At 63.9% G+C, this 21,040-nt stretch carries 17 protein-coding genes; 13 read left to right on the top strand and 4 right to left on the bottom strand.

Features of this window, described 5'->3' with window-relative positions; genetic code table 11:
* Positions 1 to 3: 3 nt before the first annotated feature.
* Positions 4 to 612 carry an SCO family protein gene (locus tag ABD866_RS08540; RefSeq protein WP_345063295.1) on the top strand — a complete coding sequence of 203 codons (609 nt, stop codon included), beginning with the start codon at positions 4 to 6 and terminating at the stop codon, positions 610 to 612.
* Positions 613 to 697: 85 nt separating this feature from the next.
* Here ABD866_RS08540 and ABD866_RS08545 read toward each other — a convergent pair whose 3' ends face one another.
* Together ABD866_RS08545 and rpoH are read right to left on the bottom strand one after the other, a co-directional pair.
* Positions 698 to 1,711 carry a Bug family tripartite tricarboxylate transporter substrate binding protein gene (locus ABD866_RS08545; RefSeq protein ID WP_345063297.1) on the bottom strand — a complete coding sequence of 338 codons (1,014 nt, stop codon included), beginning with the start codon at positions 1,709 to 1,711 and terminating at the stop codon, positions 698 to 700.
* Between the two features lie 145 nt (positions 1,712 to 1,856).
* Positions 1,857 to 2,795: an RNA polymerase sigma factor RpoH gene (rpoH, locus tag ABD866_RS08550; protein ID WP_345063300.1), complete on the bottom strand. Its 939-nt coding sequence runs from the start codon at positions 2,793 to 2,795 to the stop codon at positions 1,857 to 1,859.
* A 595-nt stretch (positions 2,796 to 3,390) separates the two neighbouring features.
* Here rpoH and ABD866_RS08555 point away from each other — a divergent pair.
* The 12 genes from ABD866_RS08555 (at position 3,391) to cutA (ending at position 16,695) form a co-directional block, all read left to right on the top strand.
* The gene (locus tag ABD866_RS08555; RefSeq protein WP_345063303.1) at positions 3,391 to 5,316 is read left to right on the top strand and encodes a methyl-accepting chemotaxis protein; all 1,926 of its coding nucleotides are present in this window, start codon (positions 3,391 to 3,393) and stop codon (positions 5,314 to 5,316) included.
* A gap of 35 nt (positions 5,317 to 5,351) precedes the next feature.
* Entirely contained in the window at positions 5,352 to 6,950 is a 1,599-nt protein-coding gene (locus tag ABD866_RS08560; protein ID WP_345063307.1) for a chemotaxis protein CheW, read from the top strand.
* A 20-nt stretch (positions 6,951 to 6,970) separates the two neighbouring features.
* A complete protein-coding gene (gene cheB, locus ABD866_RS08565; RefSeq protein WP_345063310.1) occupies positions 6,971 to 8,071 on the top strand; it encodes a chemotaxis-specific protein-glutamate methyltransferase CheB in 1,101 nt (366 codons plus the stop codon).
* Positions 8,072 to 8,098: 27 nt separating this feature from the next.
* On the top strand, positions 8,099 to 8,725 hold the full coding sequence (locus tag ABD866_RS08570; protein WP_345063313.1) for a HEAT repeat domain-containing protein: 627 nt from the start codon (positions 8,099 to 8,101) through the stop codon (positions 8,723 to 8,725).
* Positions 8,722 to 9,591: a CheR family methyltransferase gene (locus tag ABD866_RS08575; RefSeq protein ID WP_345063317.1), complete on the top strand. Its 870-nt coding sequence runs from the start codon at positions 8,722 to 8,724 to the stop codon at positions 9,589 to 9,591. Before ABD866_RS08570 ends, ABD866_RS08575 begins: the two co-directional genes overlap by 4 nt.
* Positions 9,588 to 10,055: a response regulator gene (locus ABD866_RS08580; protein WP_345063320.1), complete on the top strand. Its 468-nt coding sequence runs from the start codon at positions 9,588 to 9,590 to the stop codon at positions 10,053 to 10,055. Before ABD866_RS08575 ends, ABD866_RS08580 begins: the two co-directional genes overlap by 4 nt.
* Positions 10,052 to 12,568: a chemotaxis protein CheA gene (locus ABD866_RS08585; protein WP_345063322.1), complete on the top strand. Its 2,517-nt coding sequence runs from the start codon at positions 10,052 to 10,054 to the stop codon at positions 12,566 to 12,568. The genes ABD866_RS08580 and ABD866_RS08585 overlap by 4 nt, the downstream gene beginning before the upstream one ends.
* Positions 12,568 to 12,813, top strand: a complete 246-nt coding sequence (locus ABD866_RS08590) for a hypothetical protein (protein ID WP_345063325.1) — start codon at positions 12,568 to 12,570, stop codon at positions 12,811 to 12,813. The genes ABD866_RS08585 and ABD866_RS08590 overlap by 1 nt, the downstream gene beginning before the upstream one ends.
* Before the next feature lie 50 nt (positions 12,814 to 12,863).
* Positions 12,864 to 13,229: a response regulator gene (locus ABD866_RS08595; RefSeq protein WP_345063329.1), complete on the top strand. Its 366-nt coding sequence runs from the start codon at positions 12,864 to 12,866 to the stop codon at positions 13,227 to 13,229.
* A 9-nt stretch (positions 13,230 to 13,238) separates the two neighbouring features.
* Positions 13,239 to 14,528 carry a methyl-accepting chemotaxis protein gene (locus ABD866_RS08600; RefSeq protein WP_345063332.1) on the top strand — a complete coding sequence of 430 codons (1,290 nt, stop codon included), beginning with the start codon at positions 13,239 to 13,241 and terminating at the stop codon, positions 14,526 to 14,528.
* Between the two features lie 85 nt (positions 14,529 to 14,613).
* The gene (locus ABD866_RS08605; protein ID WP_345063334.1) at positions 14,614 to 15,864 is read left to right on the top strand and encodes a patatin-like phospholipase family protein; all 1,251 of its coding nucleotides are present in this window, start codon (positions 14,614 to 14,616) and stop codon (positions 15,862 to 15,864) included.
* Positions 15,865 to 16,332: 468 nt separating this feature from the next.
* Positions 16,333 to 16,695, top strand: coding sequence for a divalent-cation tolerance protein CutA (gene cutA / locus ABD866_RS08610; protein ID WP_345063336.1), 363 nt, complete (start codon positions 16,333 to 16,335; stop codon positions 16,693 to 16,695).
* A 178-nt stretch (positions 16,696 to 16,873) separates the two neighbouring features.
* On the opposite strand, the gene ABD866_RS08615 is transcribed toward cutA, so the two are convergent.
* Positions 16,874 to 19,537 (bottom strand): EAL domain-containing protein, encoded by a 2,664-nt coding sequence (locus ABD866_RS08615; protein WP_345063338.1) that lies wholly within the window; start codon positions 19,535 to 19,537, stop codon positions 16,874 to 16,876.
* Between the two features lie 139 nt (positions 19,538 to 19,676).
* Entirely contained in the window at positions 19,677 to 20,825 is a 1,149-nt protein-coding gene (gene ftsY, locus ABD866_RS08620) for a signal recognition particle-docking protein FtsY (protein WP_345063699.1), read from the bottom strand.
* Positions 20,826 to 21,040 lie beyond the last annotated feature (215 nt).

Raw genomic sequence — 21,040 nt, forward strand, 5'->3', positions numbered from 1 at the left:
CCCATGCTAAGACGTAACCTCATCCGCACCGCAGGAGCCGCTGCGTTGGTGGCTGCCGCCGGAATGCTGGCGGCGTGCGGCGAGAAGAAGGCCGAGTTCAGGGGGATTGATATCACCGGAGCCGACTATGCGAAGGATTTTCCACTGACAGATCACAATGGACAGCGGCGGACAATTGCCGACTTTCGTGGCAAGGTGGTGGTGGTGTTCTTCGGATTTACGCAGTGCCCGGACGTCTGTCCGACCTCCATGCTGGAGCTGGCTGAAGTCAAACGCCAACTAGGCGCCGAGGGTGACCGGCTGCAGGGCATCTTCATCACCGTCGATCCCGAGCGCGACACGCCGCAGGTGCTTAAGGAGTACATGGGCAATTTCGATCCGAGCTTCCTCGCGCTGCGTGGCGAGCCGGAGCAACTCGCGGCGGTCGCCAAGGACTTCAAGATTTACTACAAGAAGGTCGACGGCAAGACGCCCACGAGCTACACCATGGATCATTCGGCTGGCAGCTATGTGTACGACCCATCGGGGCGCCTTCGCGTGTACCACCGCTATGGAACTGGCGTTCAGGTACTAGGCGAAGACGTGCGCACCTTGCTGCGCGAGGCGGGCTGACCGAGCCCGGCCTCGTGAGCGGTGCCACGAGCTGGCCGATGCCCGCGGCATTCGCGGCCCATGTAGCGAGCCAAGTCTCGTTAAGCTATTCCGCCTTGATGCCACGCATGGCGATGATGCCGCCGAGCAGGTTGGTATCGGCCTTGATGCGGTTGCTCAGGCCTTCAGGCGACGTGGCTGCGACCTGCCAGCCTTGCTGGAAGAGCTTGGCACGGATTTCATCAGTGCGGATGATGTTCACGAGCATCGCGGACAACCGCTCGCGCAAGGCCGCGGGCATGGTGGAGGGCGCAGCAAAAGCGTTCCAGATCTCGAGGCTGAAGCCGCGAATGCCCGCCTCGCTCAGTGGCGGCAAGTCGGGCGCGAGCGGGCTGCGCCCCGTGGATGTGACCCCGATGCCACGCAGCTTGCCTGAGCGGATCTGCGCCTGTGCAAGAGCGGGCGGCAGCAGGGCCATCTGCAATTGCCCCCCGAGCATGGCGGTGGCCACCTGTGGATAGCCGGGGTATGGGACATGGACTGGATTGATGTTGCTGCGTGACTTGAGCAGCTCTGTGCCGATGTGGCCCACGGTACCAACGCCAGGGGTACCGTAGCTCCATTTGTCACCCGCGTTGCGAGCCAGGGTGAAGAAGTCTTGGCCCGTGGTCTGCGGCGTGATGCCGGGCAGATTGGTGGGCACAGTGAGTACCAGCGGCGAGGTTCCGACCAGAGTCAGTGGCGCCAGATCTTTTTGTGGGTCGTACGGCACCGCAGGATTCAACAACTTGGCAATTGTGAGGTTGCCGTTGATCATCAGGCCGATGGTGTGGTTGTCTCTGGCCTTGGACACCGCATCGGCACCGATGTTGCCGCCCGCGCCCACGCGGTTTTCCACCACCACCGGCTGGCCCAGTGCCTTGGAAAGCGGTTCTGCGATCGTGCGGGCGGTCAGGTCGGGCGACGAGCCAGCCGGAAAGCCCACGATGATACGCAGTGGCTTACTGGGCCAGACCTCAGCGTTGGCGGCTGCTTTGGATTGGGCCCAGCCAGCCACCGGAGCGCCGGTAGCCAGCAAGGCTGCGGCCAGGGCGGTGCGTCGGGACATCGGTTGCGACATGCGTGCTCCTTGCAGGGATCGACAAAGGACGAGAAAAGAGGGGGCGTTGAACGCGGTCCGATGCTCGCAAAAAAGGCCCTCAAAGGGCCTCGGCTTGGCAGACCGCTAGCAGGCGATGTTAACGCGCAACATCGGCCGCGCAGCGTCAAGCGTACTCAACGAGTGCCTTCTTCATCTTCTTCATGGCCGCTGCCTCGATCTGGCGGATACGCTCGGCACTTACGCCGTACACGGCGGCCAGTTCGTGCAGCGTCATGCCGCCCGAGCCATCATCGTTCACTTTGAGCCAGCGCTCTTCCACGATACGGCGGCTGCGGTCGTCGAGCGTGGCCAAGGCGGTCGCAATACCGTCGGAGGCCAGCAGGTCACGCTGGCGCGACTCGATCATCGACGTTGGTTCGTGCGAGGCATCGGCCAGGTAGGCGATCGGGCCGAAGGCCTGTTCGCCGTCGTCGCCGGGACTTGGATCGAGCAGCACGTCGCCGCCTGCCATGCGCGTTTCCATCTCGATGACGTCTTCGCGCTTCACATTGAGCTGCGCTGCGACCGAGTCGATTTCATGCTCGGACAGGGTATCGCGGGGGCTCAGACCCTCGGCGCCAGCATCAGCCTTGAAGCCCTGTTTCATCGAGCGAAGATTGAAAAACAGTTTACGTTGCGCCTTGGTGGTAGCCACCTTGACCATGCGCCAGTTCTTCAAGATGTACTCGTGGATCTCTGCCTTGATCCAGTGCATGGCGTAGCTGACCAAGCGCACGCCTTGGTCGGGGTCGAAGCGCTTGACCGCCTTCATCAGGCCGACATTGCCTTCCTGGATCAGGTCACCGTGCGGCAGGCCGTATCCCAGGTACTGGCGCGAGATCGACACCACCAAGCGCAGGTGCGACATCACAAGCCGCCCGGCGGCGTCTAGGTCGTTGTGCTCTTTCAGCCGGCGCGCATACTGTTGCTCCTCCTCGGCGGTGAGCATGGGCAGGCGATTGACGGCGGAAATGTAGGCGTCCAGATTGCCCAGCGGCGGCACCAGCGCCCACGGGTTGGCGGGGGCGATGCTCGTGCTGGAGGCGAGGGTGGAAGTGGGCATTCGACGCATCCTTTCTGGACTGTGGAGCAATGTTAGCACTCTCTGGGAGTGAGTGCTAAGACCAAAAGTTCCGACCCCAGACTGCGTGATTATTGGCGCTCAGGATAGGTTTGGCCGAATGGATCGGCGATCGCTTGCCTATGAGCGAAGCGGCACTGTGACCAAGCTTTCGTCGCACCGCATCTTGGATTGGCAGCACCATGCCACCCGAAGGCACCAGAGGGCGAGAGGTTGGATCGCGCCAAGGTCCCACCACGCCGCGCTCGGTCATTCGCTGGCCGTCTGAAATCTCTGTGATTGGCACTGCATTCACCAGGAAACAGTTCTGAATACGGATGCTTTGCCCGGCTTCATGGGTGTGCGGTGCTCTATGCAGGTCAGATGAGTGCAGCAATGTAGGCCCAGCGCATGATAGGCCTCCTAGATGATAAATATGAAATTTTGTCTTCAATCGCTTTGGCGTAGGCGAAGAGGTTTTCGTTGTTAAAAGATTTTATAAATGACCCAAGTGCAATCTTTTGACGTCTTAAGTGATAGTATTGATTCCCGTCGATGGTGTTAATTTATCATTTGCAAGGCTGAATCGAAGGAGTCCATGATGTCCTTGGTGAGACGACAAAGCGATGCTGGTGCTGCACTTGCTGCGCAGTCCATGCCACATGTGGGCCGACAGGTCAGTAAAGATGCAGAAGCCCAGCGCAAGAGAGCACGGACCCTTGCCAAGCAGCAGCAGGCCTCCGAGCGAGTGGCCAGTGCGGCGACCCAGCTGTCTGCTGGTGTGAACGAAGCAGCCTCTGCCGCGGAAGAGCTCAAGCGTGCGACGGACCAGATCGCCAGCGGCGCCGAGGAGGCCTCCGGCGCAGCCCAGGAGTCCCTCGCAGCCATCACCCAGATCAGCACATCCATCACCCGACAGCTCGACTCAGCGCAGCATGCCCAGCAAAGTGCGCAGGCCATGCAGCAGATGAGTTCCCGTCTCAACGACGAGGTGCGGGCGACCATCAGCAACGTGGGTGTGGCGGCGCAACGCCAGGCCGAGTCCGTCAAGATGGTGGCGGAGTTGGAGCGGCAGGCCTCGAGCATCGGCGACATCGTCAAGGCTGTGGCTCGTATTGCGGATCAGACCAATTTGCTGGCTCTGAATGCGGCCATCGAGGCGGCGCGAGCTGGTCAGCATGGCAAGGGCTTCGCTGTGGTTGCCGACGAAGTGCGTACCCTGGCGGAGACCAGCGAGAAAAGTGCGAAGCAGATTCAGGAACTGGTGGCCCAGATTCAAGGAGATGTGAATCACATCGCAACGGGCATCAATGCGGCTGCCGACGCTGTTCAGGCGGAGGTCCAAAAGAGCGATGCCATCTTGCAGCAGCTCACGCGCATCGGCTCAGATGCCGCCACCATCGTGTCAGGGGCCACAGAAATCGCTACGGCTGCAGGCCAGTCCGACAACGCTGTGAAAGAGGCACTGCGTGGTGCCGAAACCATTGCTGCAGCGGCAACCGAGCAGAGCTCTGCCTGCGAAGAGGCTGCCAAGACCGTGCAAGAGCAAAGTACCGCGCTGTCCGAGTGTGAGCAAACCGCCCAGAGTCTTGCGGATCTGGCGGATGAGCTCAAGACGAGTACCGACATCGGCAAGAGCGCGGAAGAGGTGGCCTCGGCCGCCGAGGAGCTGGCCAGCGTTGTGCAGGAGATCAACCGTTCAGCGGCGCAGATCATGGTGGCGCTGGACCAGATCCGAAAGGGCGCACAGGCGCAGTCTTCCGCAACATCCGCCTCGTCCGCCTCGATTGTGCAGATTGAACGTGGAGCCCAGCTGGCAGCGACTCGCGCGTCTGTCAGCAAAGAAAAGGCGTCCACCATTCAGGCCTTGATGACGGAGAGCAAGGTGCAGATCGATGGCCTCATTGCCAGCATTTCGACGGGCGTGGAATCCACGCAGGTGAGCACGCAGCAGGTCAAGGCACTCGAGTTGGTGAGCCGCAAGATCGACAAGATCGTAGATGCGATCACCCAAGTGTCCATTCAGACCAATATGCTGGCCGTCAACGGCAGCATTGAGGCGGCTCGCGCCGGAGAGTACGGCAAGGGATTTGTGGTGGTCGCGACCGACATCCGCAATCTCGCTCACGACTCCGCAGAGAACGCCGACCGGATCAAGGATCTGGTCAAGGGAATCCAAGACCAGATCACTCTGGTGGGCCGTGACCTCTCCGAGATCATGGACGCGGCACGGGTCGAAGTCGACAAAGCCCGCAGCATCACGACCGCATTGCACACCATGGAGCGTGATGTGGACAGTCTTGTGCGAGGCAACGAGCTGGCGCTGCAGTCGTCGGAGGAAATTGTGACAGCGCTGGGGCAGGTCAAGTTAGGGGTCGATCAGGTTGCTGCCGCAGCCGCCCAGGCGGAGAAGGCCGCAGAGCAGGCTGCAGCAGCCGCGCGACAGCAGTCGCAAGGCGCAGAAGAGCTGGCAGCTGCTATCGAAGAGATCGCATCACTGGCCGACGAGCTGCAAAGCTCCTGATTCACCAGCGGGCCTGCAGGCCTGAGGAGTGCGGGATGAATTCCCTACCTGAAGCCAGTGAGAGCATCGTGCGCGCAGAGGGGCAGTTTGTGACCTTCAGTGTCGCGAACGAAGTGTTCGCTGTACCGTTGGCGCCTGTACAAGAGATCATTCGCGCACCGGACGTCGCGCGACTGCCACTTGCGCCGCGGTCCCTGGACGGGTTGGCCAACTTGCGCGGCCGCGTACTGCCAATCCTGAGTCTACGTACCATTTTCGGACTGCCTGAGCGCGAGGTTGACGATGCGACACGGGCTGTGGTGATCGAGAGCGGTCAGTTGCTCGGATTTTTGGTGGATCAGGTGCGCAGCGTGATCCACGTGCAGCCGCACGAGCTGGTCCCTGCACAGCAGTTCCGCTCTCTGGCGCAGGGAGACTACCTGACGGCTGTCATTCAGCGGCCACGCCCTGAGGGGCCTGGGAGCGATCTCATCCTGGTGCTGGACCTGGCACGCGTGGTGCAGAAGCAGTTCAGCCGCTTGATCGCGCAGAGCGCAGAGGGTGCGCTACCCAATACCGCTCCGATGAGCACGTCTGTAGGCGCAGCCCCCGATCTTATGGCTGCTCACGGAGTCATCGCGACCGAGCAGCGACTGGTGAGCTTCACGGTGGCGGGGCAGGAATACGGTGTGGATATCGCAGATGTTCGTGAGATCGTGCAGTGCCCTAACGAGTGGACGGTACTGCCGCATGCCGCGCCGCATGTGCTGGGTCTGATCTCACTACGTCAGCGTTTGCTCCCGCTGGTCGGATTGCGGCAACTGTTTGGGTTGCCCTACGCCGAGCCCGACGAGCGCCAGCGAATCGTAGTGGTAGGTCTGTCGGATGGAGCGGCTGTAGGGCTGGTGACGGATACCGTCAAAGAAGTGCTGACGGTGCCACAGGACGCAGCAGAGCCGCTGCCGCCGACGCTGTCCCGCGATGGGGGGATGCGCGAGTTCTCCGCCATCTGCCGACTCGACGAGGGACGCCGTCTGGTGTCTGTGCTCGATATCGCCAGTCTTCCGGGTGTACAGGACCTGCTGCTAGGGGCTGAGATTACCGAGCAAATACAGGCAAACACGGTACACGCACTTCACCAGGAGGCAGTCATGAAGGACGACGCACAAGCCACAGCTTCAGCGAGTGGGCTAGACGACGATCTGCAAGTGGTGGTCTTTCGGCTGGCTGGCGAGGAATACGGCGTTCCAATCATGAGCGTGCAAGAGATTGTGCGTGTGCCAGAAACCCTGACCCATATTCCACGCACACCAGACTATGCGGAAGGCGTCATCAACCTGCGTGGCACTGTGCTCCCAGTGATCGACCAGCGCAGTCGCCTCGGGTTGCCCCGCTGCGAGCGCAACGACCGCCAGAGAATCATGGTGTACCACGTCGGTCAACGCCGAACCGGATTCATCGTGGACTCTGTGGCCGAGGTGCTGCGGATCGATGCGCACTCCATAGAGTCGGCGCCAGAACTGGCTCCAGAGCAGGCACGCCTTATCCGACGTGTGGCCAAGCTCGACGGCGATCGCCGGCTGGTCATGCTGGTAGAGGCCCAGCAGCTGATGGCTGATGTGGGCGACTGCGGCAACCCCGCGCCCATGCCCTGACTCTCTGGGGAGAAATCTCGATGAAGGTCACCAAAGTGTTGGTCGTGGACGACTCTGCTTTGATGCGGCGAACCCTTGGCCAAATCCTGCGCGATGCCGGCATGGAGGTGGAGATGGCCCGCAATGGGGTTGAAGCTGTGGATCGACTGGTGCAGTACCACCCGGATGTGGTGACACTGGACGTCAACATGCCTGAAATGGACGGGCTGACTTCTTTGTCGCTGATGATGCAGGTCAGGCCGACTCCGGTGGTGATGGTCAGCTCCCTGACCGAGAAGGGTGCCATGGCGACACTCGAGGCGCTGGCACTGGGGGCGGTCGATTGCATTGCCAAACCCGGAGGAACGATCTCGCTCAATATCGAGCAGGTGGCCCTGGAACTGGTGACCAAAGTACGCGCGGCCGCCCAAGCAAAGCCCCGGGCGGGTGCGCGGCAACGTTTGGCAGGACAAAGACGTCAGGAGTCGCGGGGGCCTTGCGTACGCAATGCCGGGAGTGTCGCAACGGAGGCGGTCGGGGCGACACGTGCAACGGCAGGGGAGTACCAGGGTTTGGTGCTGATGGGGGTCTCCACTGGAGGGCCGCGCACTCTGGAGGACATATTGCCCCATCTGCCTGCCCACTGCCCTTGGCCCGTACTGCTGGCGCAGCACATGCCGGCCAATTTCACACAGGTGCTGGCACGTCGGATGGATGGTTTGTGCGCAGTGCACGTCTGCGAGGTGGACAGGCCCACCCGTTTGGCGCCAGGTCATGTCTACGTCGCGCGTGGAGGTACCGACATGGTCGTGGCTCGCGCATCGGGCGGTGAGCTTGTGGCCCGTCCGGTACCCGAGTCCTGCGCTTACGCGTGGCACCCGTCCGTCTCTCGGCTGGTCGAGTCGGCCATGCAGGTGGTGGATCCGAGTCAATTGATCGGGGTCTTGTTGACCGGTATGGGTGATGACGGCGCGCAACCGATGGCAGAGCTGCGCCGACGGGGTGGGCGCACGGTGGCCGAGTCTCGGGAGACAGCGGTGGTTTATGGCATGCCCCAGGAATTGGTGGCACGCAACGGGGCCACGGTTCAGCTCCCCTGCGACCGCATTGCCAGTCAGCTGTGTCAGTGGCTTGGTGTCTGAGGCGCCATCGTATTTCAGGAGATCAGCATGGCATTGCAGAAAGCCGCTACCAGCAACGCTGCATCGGAACCTACCGGGCCGGTAGCCCAGGATGCAGCAGCGCTGTGCGAAGAGCTGCTCCATCACCCAGACCCTGTCCGTCGCCGGGAGGCAGCAGCCGCATTGCGAGCCCATCCTGGGTGCGTGGCATCCATGGTGCAGGCGCTGCGCTCAGAGTCTTGCCGTGAGGTGCAATCGGCGCTGTGGACCTCGTTGAGCGTGATCGGTGACGACGACGTCGCCAAGGCGCTGATCCCGCTTTTGCAAAGTGACGAGGCCTCCTTGCGCAATGGTGCCATGGAGGTACTGGCGACCATGCCGCAGGTCGTCTCAGATCACGTCGACGAACTGCTCCGTCATCCTGATCCCGACACGCGACTGCTCACTTTGCAGTTGCTGTCTGAGCTGCAGCATCCCTCTATACGCAGATGGCTGCGAGGCGTGCTGCAGCACGACGACTCCCTCAACGTGGTGGGCTCTGCCATGGAGGGCATGGCGGAGGCCGGCATGCCGCAGGACGTCGAATTGCTCCGTGCCGCGGTGCAACGCTTCGGTAACGACCCGTTTCTCGCGTTCGCTGCCGATGTGGCGATCTCCAGGATTGAATCGCCATGAAAGCCACACATCCGACCGATGTCGCGGTGATCACGGAGGGGGACTTCCTCAAGTTCCGCGAGTACTTCTACCGCAAGACTGGCATTCACTTTGACGAGAGCAAGCGGTACTTCGTGGACAAGCGCCTGGTCGAGCGCATCGAGACGACCGGTGCTGCAGACTTTCGCACCTACTTCATGGCACTGCGCTTTGATCGCGGCAGCGACGAATTGCAACACCTCGTCAATGCCATGACGGTGAACGAGACCTACTTCTTCCGCGAGGCTTACCAGTTCGACTGCATGGTGCACAACATGCTCGACGAGTGTGTCAAGCGCAAGCCCTCGGGTGATCGTGTGCGCATCTGGTCTGTACCGTCGTCCACGGGCGAAGAGCCTTATTCCATCGCGATCTACCTGCTGGAGAGATGGCCGGGCATTGATTTTCACGACGTCGAAATCTTTTCGTCCGATATCGATACCGCTGTACTCGCAGCGGCCCAGCGCGGTGCCTACTCGGCCCGCTCCGTGGCCAATCTGCCCGCCGCGTATCTGGAGAAGTACTTCGCCAAGCGCAAGGATGGCACTTACGCGATCTCTCGCGACCTGGTAAGCGCCGTGGATTTTTCCCGCGTCAATCTCACCGATCCCGCCGATTGCCGGCGGTTTCGGGATATCGACATCATTTTTTGCCGCAACCTGCTGATCTATTTCGACGACGTGTCACGCAGGTTGGCGGCTGAGCACATGTTCGAGAGCCTGCGACCAGGAGGCTTTCTGTGTCTGGGGCATTCCGAGTCGATGAGTCGGATTTCCTCGCTGTTTTCCGCCCGTCGATTCCCTGACGCGCTGGTGTACCAAAAGCCGGTGTCTGGAGACAAGAAATGAGCGCCAAGAACATTCTGGTGGTCGATGACGCTGCCACCATTCGCATGTACCACCGCAAGATGCTCGGAGACGCGGGCTGGATCATCGACGAAGCCGTGAACGGTATGGAGGCGCTGGAGAAAATCGCTCAGCGCGAACAGCCTTTCGATCTGTACGTCAGTGATATCAACATGCCCCGCATGGATGGATATGCCTTCGTGAAGGCACTGCGCGCTCGCACCGAGGGCACATTGCAGGCACCAGTGCTCATGGTGTCCACCGAAGCGCAGTCTCATGACGCCGAGGCTGCTTTTGCGGCAGGTGCCAACGCCTACTTGGTCAAACCTGCTCGGTCGGCTGAATTGGTGCTGACGGTCGCATTGCTGCTGGGCGACCGGCAGCGCGCCTTGCGCGCAGCCGCAGACATCGCCCGAGGACAGGGGCCCGCGCAGCGTGCCAAGGCAGCCACAGGGAGGTCGCTATGACGACAAACCAGAATGAATTGATTGAGCAGTTCACGCTGGAGGCTCGCGACCTTCTGCTGACCATCGGCGAGCGGCTGCTGCAGGTCGAACGCGCTCCGCAGGATGCAGCGCTTCTCAATGACCTGTTTCGTCAGGTGCACACGCTGAAAGGCAACTGTGGTCTGTTCGAATTTGCTGCGCTGGAGTCGGTGGTGCATGCGGCCGAGGACTTGCTCGATCGTGTACGCAGCCAGGAGATGGCCTACAGCCCCCAGTTGGCCGATGCCATTCTGGATGCCATGGACTACGCCGGCACGCTGATTGACGCGATCGCCGCCACGGGGGGCTTGGCAACCGATGCCAGCAAGGGCGCGGATGTCCACGTTCGTGCCTTGCGTTCCCTGATGGACACAGGCGATACGGCGACAGCGCCGCCGGTGGCGGCCCTGTCGTCGCGTGGGCCTGTCGCTCCGCCCCTCGCCTCCGCGACTGCGGAGCAGCCGTTGCCTGGCTGGGTGAGTGCGGCCATGGACCATGCAGCCGTCCAGGGGCAGCTGGGACTGGTTGCGCTGGAGTACACGCCAGAGCCGGGATGCTTCTTCAAGGGCGAAGATCCCTGGCGTCTCGCCCGTTCGGTCCCTGGTCTGGCGTGGCTGGACACTGCACCGATGGAGCAACCCGCGGACAACGCAGCGTGGGACTGTTATCAGTGTTCTCTGGTTTTCCGCATGCTCAGTTCATCGCCGACGGCGTACCTGGAGGAGCACTTCCGTTTTGTGCCAGAGCAGTTGGTCCTCTGGCTGTGTCCAGAAGAAGCCTCGGCCGCTGTCACGGTCGAAGCCACACCATCGGCGGTGGGTGCTGTTTTGCCCCCCGTAGCAGTGGTAGCGCCCTCTGCGCTCGGCAGCGAGGGCGCGGTCAAGCTCCAGGCCCCTGATGGCCAGGCTGCGCAGCCCGGCGCTTTCGAGCAGGACGAGCGGTACAGCGAGGTGATGCTTCAGCGCGCGCGCCAGCTCTGGCGTGACCAGTGCGTCCTGCTGACCCGGCCGGACCTGACAGGCGGTGCATTGCTGGCTGTGCGTCGGGTGCTGCTGGGACTGCTGTCGGCCATGCATGGCGACACCGCGGGCGACGCGGTCTGTTCCTGGGAGGAAGACGCTCCCTATGAGCGCGCAGCGCTGGCGCAGTGGGCCCGAGACCAGGATCCCGACGGCAGCAGGGGTATCCGTGTGCACGATCCCGAGCAGGAAGGACCCCGAGTGGCCCATGCGTCTCTGGCCTTGGCGGAAAGCGCTGCCGATGCTGCTGCGCCAGAGGTGCGCACGAGCTTGCAGCCGGCTCCGGTGGCAGAGGAGGCCGGGCATCGCGTGCTGAAGGTGTCTCAGGACAAGATCGACCGCCTGATGGATCTGATTGGCGAGATGGTGGTGGCCAAGAATGCACTGCCGTATCTGGCAGCACGGGCTGAAACCGTTTTCGAGAGCCGAGAGCTTGCCCGCGAGATCAAGGCCCAGTATGCCGTGATCAACCGCATCGCCGAGGACATGCAGCACGCCATCATGCAGGTGCGGATGTTACCGATCGGCACCGTGTTCCAGCGGTTTGGACGGTTGGTCCGCGACATCTCACGCAGGTTGGGCAAAGACGTCCGCCTTGTGGTTACCGGTGAGGAGACAGAGGCCGACAAGACGGTGATTGAGGCACTGGCCGAGCCGCTCGTGCACATTCTCCGCAACAGCCTCGATCACGGTGTGGAGATGCCCGAGGTGCGTACCCGCGCTGGCAAATCGGCGCAGGGCACCATCGAGGTATGCGCGCGCCAGGAGGGCGACCGCATCATCATCGATATCCGGGACGATGGGGCAGGTATACACGCCCAGCGAGTCAAGGAGAAGGCGCTGCAAAAGGGGCTGATCACGGCGGAGCGCGCGGCGGCCATGACGCCAGCCGAGATCCAGCACCTGATTTTCTTGCCCGGCTTCTCCACGGCAGACAGTGTGTCCGACCTCAGCGGCCGGGGCGTTGGGATGGATGCGGTGCGTTCTGCGGTGGAGCGTCTCAATGGCTCGGTCGCCCTGCACAGCGAGGAGGGTCGGGGGGCTTGCGTCAGCCTGTCGCTGCCCTTGTCCATGGCTGTGACCAATGTGATGGTGGTCGAGACGGCTGGCCGGAGATTCGGTATCCCCATGGATCTGATCGTAGAGACCGTGCGGGTGCACATCGATGACATTCACCAATTCAAGTCGGCCCAGACGGCGGTGCTGCGGGGGCGGATCGTACCGCTGCGAGCCATCAATGACATGTTGGCCTTGTGCGAACCCCAACGCCTGAACGGCGAGGGGGAGCACGCCGTGCTGGTGGTTCGTACGGCCTCGGAGGTGGTGGGTCTCATCGTGGACGACTTCCACGGTACCTGCGACATCATCCTCAAGCCCATGGAGGGCGTTCTGGCGGGGCTGACCGGCTTTGCCGGTACGGCCTTGATGGGCGATGGGAGTGTGTTGCTGGTACTCAACCCCAAGGAGCTCATCTGATGTCGATTCGATACCTCAAGACGCACGCCGCGCTCGAGGGCACCGTCAGCGTGGAAGACGCCGAGGCTCTAGCGCAGTGGCTACAGGCCCGCAAGTCCCCCAAGGTGCACCTGGGGCGTTGCGAGCACCTGCACACCGCAGCCTTGCAGGCGCTGTTGGTCTTCAAGCCCCGGGTCATTGCCGCGCCGTCCGATCCATTTCTGGAGGGGTTGTTGGCACGGCACCTGGACGGCCCCCGGCCCTGAAAGCACAGGTCCGACCGCTCACCATTGGAACAGACAGAGGGCAAGTTGCCATGAAAACCATTTTTCTCATCGACGACTCCAGCACCATGCTGATGAGTCTCAAGAGCACGCTGGAAATCAGTGGCTTCAAGGTCGAGGTGGCCAACGATGGTCAGGCGGCACTGGAGCGCGTGCAGCAGGGGCTTAAGCCCGATCTGATCATTACCGACATCAACATGCCGCGTCTGGATGGCATCGGGTTCATCACCGAGGCACGCAAGCTCCTGCGCTTCACGCCCATTCTCACCCTGACGACGGAGAGCCAGCAAGCCAAGCGCGATGAGGCCAAGCGTCTGGGGGCCACAGGCTGGCTGGTCAAGCCGGTAGGGGGGAACGACCTGGTCCAGGTCATACGCCAGGTGTTGCCTGGAGCATGAGGTGCTGACATGCCATACGACGTGATCAAACAGTGGTTGGCCAGGCTGGGCCAGCGTGCCCAGGATTTGAGCCACTCGCGCACCGCGCAGACTTGGGCGGCCTTGTCCATGGCGCTGCTGGTGGTGGCTTGGTCTATGCCAGGGTGGCTGGATTTGCAGTCGGCCCTGTGGTGCATCGTGGGCCTTGCCATCGGCGGCTTGCTGCCGCATCTCGGCAGGAAAGCCGCTGAGCCGGCCGGCGACATCGGTCCAGTGCGGGCTGTGCTGGCCCAGGACATCAGCACCTCGCAGCAGGCGTTTTCCGTCTTGCAGCAGCAGGTGGGCACCACCATCCAGACGTCCGAGGCCGCCGTGTTTTCGATGCTCGAGCGGGTGAACCATATCCACGCGGTCTCGCGAGATATGGGTACACGGGTGTCCCAGGCCATCGAACACTCTGCCCGTATGTCGGAGCTGTCTCAAGCCCAGGCGGTTCAGCAGGCGGCGACGGTGCAGCGTCTGGCAGAGCACCAGCGAGACTACGAGGCTCTGCGCGCGCAGAGCCTGGAGCGTGTGCACGATGTGGCTGCGCAAGTGCGTGACCTCATGCCCGTGGCCGACCAGATCACGGAGATTGCTCGCAAGATTCAGCTCATATCACTGAATGCGGCCATCGAGGCTGCGCGTGCTGGCAATTCGGGCACGGGTTTCAAGGTGGTGGCCGACGAGGTGCGTCGCCTCTCCGGAGAGACCACAGCGGCCGCGCGCCATGTCCGAGACGGCATCCATGCGGCAGCGTCCGCCATCGACAACGAGTTCGACAGGCTGCAGCAAACCCTGGGGATCGAGTCTTCGGGCCAGTTGGAAGAAATCGCCGGACATGTGCACCACATGGGCACGACGTTGTCCGATCTCGTGCCCTATCTGGCGGATCTGTCGGCCAGTATGGAGGCCGATGTGCGCCGTGTCACAGAGGACGTGCTGGAAACACTGGCCCAGATGCAGTTCCAGGACATCAATCGCCAGTTGCTCGAACAGATCAACCGCGCCCTGGGCAGCCTGTCTGACCACTTCTCTCAGTTGTACTTGCTGGTGGACGGCAACGCCCCGCCGCCGCCCCAACTGCTGGAGGAGTTGCTGCAGCGCTGGACCCATGACTACGTCATGTACGCACAGCGCGTCAATCATGCCCTGATGACGGCCGATGCTGGCATGGCCGTGCTGGGCCATGAGGAGCCAGCGAAGCCAGCGCCGGAGGGGGCGGAGTCCACGGCCCTGTCCCTGTCGCCGACACAAGGTCCCCGGATCGAGCTGTTTTGAGATCGCCCTGACCCGGAGGGGCCGCACGACGCTCGTCCACCGCAAGCCCGGACGCGGCCGGTGCTGACGCAGAGCAGGAGAGGCCATGAGAAACCGTCTGACCACCGCCCTGGTCCTGAGCGGAGGCGGCGCCCGAGCCGCCTACCAGGTCGGTGTACTGAGGGCGTTGGCCCGAATGCAGGCCGAATGCACACCCGCCACCGTCCCCGCGCTGCGCGCGCAGGAGGCACCGTTCGGAATCGTGGTGGGAACGTCTGCGGGTGCCATCAACAGCGCCGCGGTCGCGTGTCGCGCGGATGCCTTTGGGGATGCGGTTGCCGATTTGGCACAGGTGTGGGGCAACTTTCACGCGGACCAGGTATACGAAGCCGATGCCTGGGGCGTGATTCGGTCCGGCGCCCACTGGATCACCGCGTTGTCCGCCGGATGGGCCTTTGCCCGTTGGCGCAAACTCAAGCCTCGCAGCCTGCTGGACAACACGCCGCTGGCCAGCCTGTTGCGCGAGCTGGTTCCCATGGAACGCTTGCCCACCATGTTTGCCCGCAAACATCTGGGGGCGCTGGCAGTCACGGCTTCGTCGTACAGCAATGGCCAGCACATGACGTTCTACAGCAGTGCCACACCCATCGAGCCGTGGGTGCGGCCTCAGCGGCAAGCGGTACCCGGTTTTTTGTCCCACGACCATCTGCTGGCATCGTCGGCCATCCCCTTCATCTTTCCCGCGCGCAGGCTGACACATGCCGGAGCGACCACCTGGTTTGGCGACGGCAGCATGCGGCAGACCGCACCGCTGTCGCCTGCGATGCACTTGGGGGCCGACCGGCTGCTGGTGGTCGGTGCCGGGCGCGCACAAGAAGCGCCGGCGGAGCAGTTGCCCGAGCGCCGTTACCCCAGCATGGCCCAGATTGCCGGACACGCGATGGCCAGCGTATTCCTCGACACCCTGGCCGTGGACATCGAGCGGCTGGAGCGGGTGAATCGCGTGCTGTCGCTGATGTCTCCAGCCGCCCGCGCCGAGACCCCCTGGAAAACGGTCCGATGCCTGGTGGTGTCGCCCTCCCAGCGCATTGATGACATTGCGGCGCGACACCTGGAGGCATTGCCGCGCCCTGTGCGTGCCCTGCTCGGGGGCATCGGAGTAGCGCGCCAGGGGGCGCGCACGCAAGGCGCTGCCCTGGCCAGCTATCTGTTGTTTGAGGCGCCTTTCACCCAGGAGTTGATGGCCTTGGGAGAGGCCGACGCCCAGGCGCGGCGGCAAGAGATTCTGGATTTCATGGACTGGAGCGTGGTGCAGGATGCCGATCACTGCGCCGTGCCGCCAGGCTCTTGCGCGTAAGCTGCGTCATTGCCTTGCCCCCGGGGCTTCCGGAGTGCCCTGGCAGCGCCGTCGGGTGCCCGGCAAGAGGACTGTGCAGGGGGGCTGCCCTACCGGGCGGTGGACGTCTGGTGTGGTTCGACGCCCTTGGACTCCGGAGCATGGTCGGGTCAGTGTCCTCCCACAGGGGGGGCACTTGCGCGGCCTCACCCCACGTCGTCGCGGCACCGTCAGGCTCCGGCGGAGCCAACGGTTTCCACCGTCGTGCTTCGGTCAGCGGCCCGCGCCGCTTCTGACGGGCGCGGTCCACCGCACACGGTGTGCGTGTTTCGATGGAGGATCGTGTCCGGATGCGGTGCATGCGGAGAGGCGGATTTCCTTGGTCAAAAGGATGGCTTGTGCTTGTATTCGCTCAAGGGTTTGCTATTATTTTAGGAGCTTTTGTTGTGGGCGTTTGGCCGGCAGACGCGGTCTATGCGGAGGTGCGTTATGTCTTCTTCACCCGCACTGGGTGCCCTGGCAGATTTGTCCGTCGTCACCACCACCGTCGCCGATGAGGCCGATGCCACCCGCCTGGCCCAGCTGGCCGTGCAGCAGCACTTGGCTGCGTGCGCCCAGGTGGAGGCCATCACCTCCCACTATGTCTGGGACGGCGCTCTGCATGCCGACCGCGAATGGCGTGTGCTCGCCAAGACCATTTCTGCCCGGGTGCCCGCCCTGCTGGAGCAGTGGCAGGAGGCGCATCCGTACTCGCTGCCGCAACTGGTGGTGCAGCCCGTGCAGGCCAGCCCCGCCTATGCGGCCTGGGTGCACGAGGCCGTAGCACCGTCTGCGCCTGTGCTGCGCTGTTAAGGAAGCTCTGCATAACGCCCTGCGGTCTGCGCGGGCACGGCCTCGGGCGGTCTGCTGCGATGCTGTTCTTGCCCATCGCGCGGCTATGGACTGCCAAAAGCGCCTTGCGGTCCATCCTGGCCCGCACCCGCGCATCCTCGCCAGGGTGATGCAGAGCTTCCTTCGGTTTCGCCGTGCGTCAGGCCGGTGGGTAAGGGCACTGGCGCGCCCGGTCTTCGAAGTCGGGCAGGGGCATGGGCCGCCCGAAAAGGTAGCCCTGGAACCGCTTGCAGCCGTGCGACTGCAAAAACTGGAAATGGGCCTCGGTCTCAACCCCTTCGGCCACCACGCCGAGGGAGAGAGCGTCGGCCAGCGCAATGATGGTGCGGGCAATGGACGCGTCGCGCGGCTCGTCGAGCAGATCGCGCACAAAACCCTGGTCGATCTTGATCACGTCCAGCGGCAAGCGCTTGAGGTAGCTCAGGCTGGAGTAGCCCGTGCCGAAGTCGTCCAGCGCAAAGCCTACGCCCAGGGCGCGCAGCGCTTGCATGGTGGCAATCACTGCGTCCACCTGGTCCAGCAGCAGCGATTCGGTCAACTCCAGCTGGATGCGCCGTGGGTCAGCCCCCGTTCGCTGCAACAATTCCTGCACCATCTGCACGAAGTGCTCCTGGTGAAACTGCCGTGCGCTCACATTGATGGACACATCGATGCTGCCCAGCAGCGGATCGCGGCGCCACTGCGCCTGCTGGCGCATGGCAGTTTCCATCACCCAGTGGCCCAGAGGCAGGATCAGGCCGGTGTCCTCGGCCAACGGAATGAACTCGCCCGGCGACACCATGCCCTGTTCGGGATGGGACCAGCGTACCAGCACCTCCACGCCGCGCACGCCGCCTTTGGTGTCCACCTGTGGCTGGTACAGCAACAGAAACTGCTGCAGCCGTAGCGCGTTGTGCAACTGGGCCTCCAGTTGGGCGCGCCGGTTCATGGCCTGCTGCATGTCGGGGTCAAAAAATCGCAGCGCATTGCGCCCGGCGGTCTTGGCGCGGTACATGGCCAGGTCGGCCTGCTTGAGCAGGTCTTCCACCGAGCCGTCCTGGCCGCAGGTCAGCGTTGCCCCGATGCTGGCGGTGCAGCGGTAGTCCGCTTGCACCGTGTCGTAGGGAGCGTACAAGCGCAGCAGCAGGCCTTCGGCCACGCTGCGGGTCTGGGTGGCCGCTTCATTCGGGTTGTCGCTCAGGTCCTCCAGCACCACCACAAACTCGTCGCCGCCCAGCCGTGCCACGGTGTCGTGTTCGCGAACGCCCGCTCGGAGTCTCTGGGCCACGCTTTGCAGCAAGCGGTCGCCAGTTTCGTGGCCCCGGGTATCGTTCAGGGTTTTGAAGTTGTCCAGATCCACAAACAGGACCGCCAGGTAATGACCGCTGCGCGCGCTGCCCGCCATCACCTGCTGCAAGCGGTCGAGCAGCATGCGGCGGTTGGGCAGTTGTGTCAGCGGGTCGTAGCAGGCGAGGTACCGGGCCTCTTCCTCCGCTGCCTTTCGGTCCGAGATGTCGATATCGATGCAGAACATCTCCGGGTCCTGCCCTGGCACATGAATGAACACGTGGCTGGAGAACACCTCCACCTCGCTGCCGTCCTTGCGGCGCAGGCGCAGCTCGCCCGCCGGAATGGCTTCGCCCGTCGCAAACATGCGGGCCATGTCGGCACGCACCGCGTCGTGCATGGGGGGCGGAATGATCAGGTCCAGCAGGTTGCGGCCCAGGGCTTCGGCCTCGGTGTATCCGTACAGCCGCTCGGAAGCGTGGTTCCAGTAGCTGGTGGTGCCGTCCGCCCGATAGCCTTGCACTGAAATGGAGGTGAGATTGCGCAGCACGGTGCGAAAGCGCAGCTCCGATTCGTGCAGGGCACGCTCCACCTCATGGCGCGCCGTCACATCACGGGCGAGCAGCACCACCGCCAGTCGTCCGCCCACCCGCATCCCCAGCGGTTGCACCCGCGCGTCGAAGTGTCGGGGGCCCGCCAGCGTATCGAGTGTGTATTCCGCCGACTGGGTCTCGCCTACCGCAAGGGTCTTGCGGATGAGTTGCAGGAACTCGGCGGCCCGATCGGGCGGCAGCACCTCGTGCATGTGACGGCCGATCAGGTCTTCACTGCGGGCCACAAGATAGCTGGGGCGTGCCGACAGGACTTCGAGATAGCGCCCGTCCTCGTCCAGCAACAGCAGCACGTCGGGCAGCGCCTGGGTCACAGCGCGCAATCGCGCCTCGCTGGCCACCAGGGCGGCCTCGGTCTCCAGCCGCCGCTCGACATCATGCAGCAGCCAGCCCAGAAGCGGCGTGGCCAGGGTGAAGACGATGACGTAGGGAACGGCGACGGTATCGTTGATGCGTGCTGCCACGGCAGGCGGCGTGAACTGGAACATGCCCACCACCACCAGGTGCACGACCAGGCCAAAGCCCAGCATGTGCAGCGGTTGAACCGTGACCCAGCCGCGCGCACGGGCCTCGCGGTAGGCCAGCCCCATGGCCACGCACACAAACGCCATCATGATGCCGACCCCGGCACCGACACCTCCTACGACCCAGCCGCGCCAGGCGGCGGTCATGGTGGCCGCAATCAGGCCCACCAGCGGGCCGCCAAACAGGCCGGCCATGCACAGCACCACCGAACGCGCGTCGAAGATCACGCCCGGCATGAGCACCAGCGGCATCAACATGCCCAGGATGCAGATGCCCCCGAACAGAAAACCAGACACCACTTGCCCCGCGACGGCGTGTCGCCGCCAGAGGCGGACGATGAATCCGTGCAGGAAGCACAGCGCCAGCAACAGCGCCACGCTTTTGACCAGCTCCTCCACCATGGCCATCTCCGCAGTAGGGATCGGCGCATGATGCGGGCTTTTGCCAGGTGCCGCAACGACAAAATGCGGCAGCGCCGCGCCAAGAGAGGCGCGATGTCAGGGCAGTGCCGGGCGCCCACGCGCCCCGGCAGCTTGTGCGTCAGGCCAGCAGGGCCTGCGCGAATTCGCGGGCGTTGAAGGTCTGCAGGTCTTCGAGCTTCTCGCCCACGCCGATGAAGTACACCGGAATCGGCCGCTCCTGCGCAATGGCCGCCAGCACGCCGCCCTTGGCGGTGCCGTCGAGCTTGGTCACGATCAGCCCCGTGAGCTGCAGCGCATCGTCAAACGCGCGCACCTGTGCCAGAGCGTTCTGGCCGGTGTTGCCGTCGATCACGAGCAGCACTTCGTGCGGCGCGGTGGCGTCGGCCTTGGTGACCACGCGGCGGATTTTTTTGAGCTCTTCCATCAGGTGCAACTGGGTCGGCAGCCGGCCCGCCGTGTCCACCAGCACCACGTCCTTGCCGCGCGCGCGGCCTGCCGTCACGGCATCAAAGCTCACCGCCGCTGGGTCACCGCCCTCCTGGCTCACGATCTCGACCGTGTTGCGGTCGGCCCAGACGCCCAACTGCTCGCGCGCCGCCGCGCGGAAGGTGTCGGCCGCCGCCAGCAGCACGGCCGCGCCCTCGTCGGCCAGGTGCTTGGTGAGCTTGCCAATCGACGTCGTTTTGCCCGCGCCGTTGACACCGGCCACCATGATCACGGTGGGGGTGTACTGGCCGATCACGAGCGACTTTTCCAGCGGACGCAGCAGGTCGGCCAGCGCATCGGCCAGCAGGCCCTTGACGGCTGCAGGCTCGGTGGTGCGCGTTTCCTTGACGCGGCGGCGCAGGTCGTCCAGCAGGTGCTGCGTGGCCTTCACGCCGGTGTCGGCCATGAGCAGTGCGGTTTCCAGCTCTTCGTACAGCGCTTCGTCAATGCGCGTGCCGGTGAACACCGTGGCAATACTGGTGCCGGTTTTGCGCAGGCCGGCCTTGAGCCGCTCCATCCAGCCGCTGCGTGCGGGCTCGGCGGCCGGGGCGGGGGTGGTTGCGGTCGCGGGCGAGCCCGTCGGAGCGGGTGCGGGTGCAGGAGCGGGCGGTGGTGTGCCTGCCCTGCCCATGGGGGCAGCCGCCTCGTGCGCGGCAACCGCCTGAGGCGGCTGCACCGGGCTTGGGGCCACTGCGGGGGGCAGTACGGTCTGCTCTGTCGGGGGTGCAGGGGTGGCAGGGGTGGCAGGGGCCGGTTTCTCCGCGGCCGATGCACCCGGCATGTTGGGCGGGATGGTCGGGGGGGCTGCATCGGGCGCCACCAGGGGTGCAGGCAGTGACCCGGCTGGGGACTGCGGCACAGCAGGGGCCGCGGTGGCGGAGGGGGCGGGTGCCGGTTCGGGTGCGCGTGTGCCGAAGGGATTGCGCAGCCAGCCGAATGCGCCGCCCGATGCTGGGCTGGCCGCTTGCGGCTCGACCAAGGTCGCGGGTGCCGGGG

Source organism: Acidovorax lacteus (assembly GCF_039540375.1).
Classification (GTDB): domain Bacteria; phylum Pseudomonadota; class Gammaproteobacteria; order Burkholderiales; family Burkholderiaceae_C; genus Acidovorax_G; species Acidovorax_G lacteus.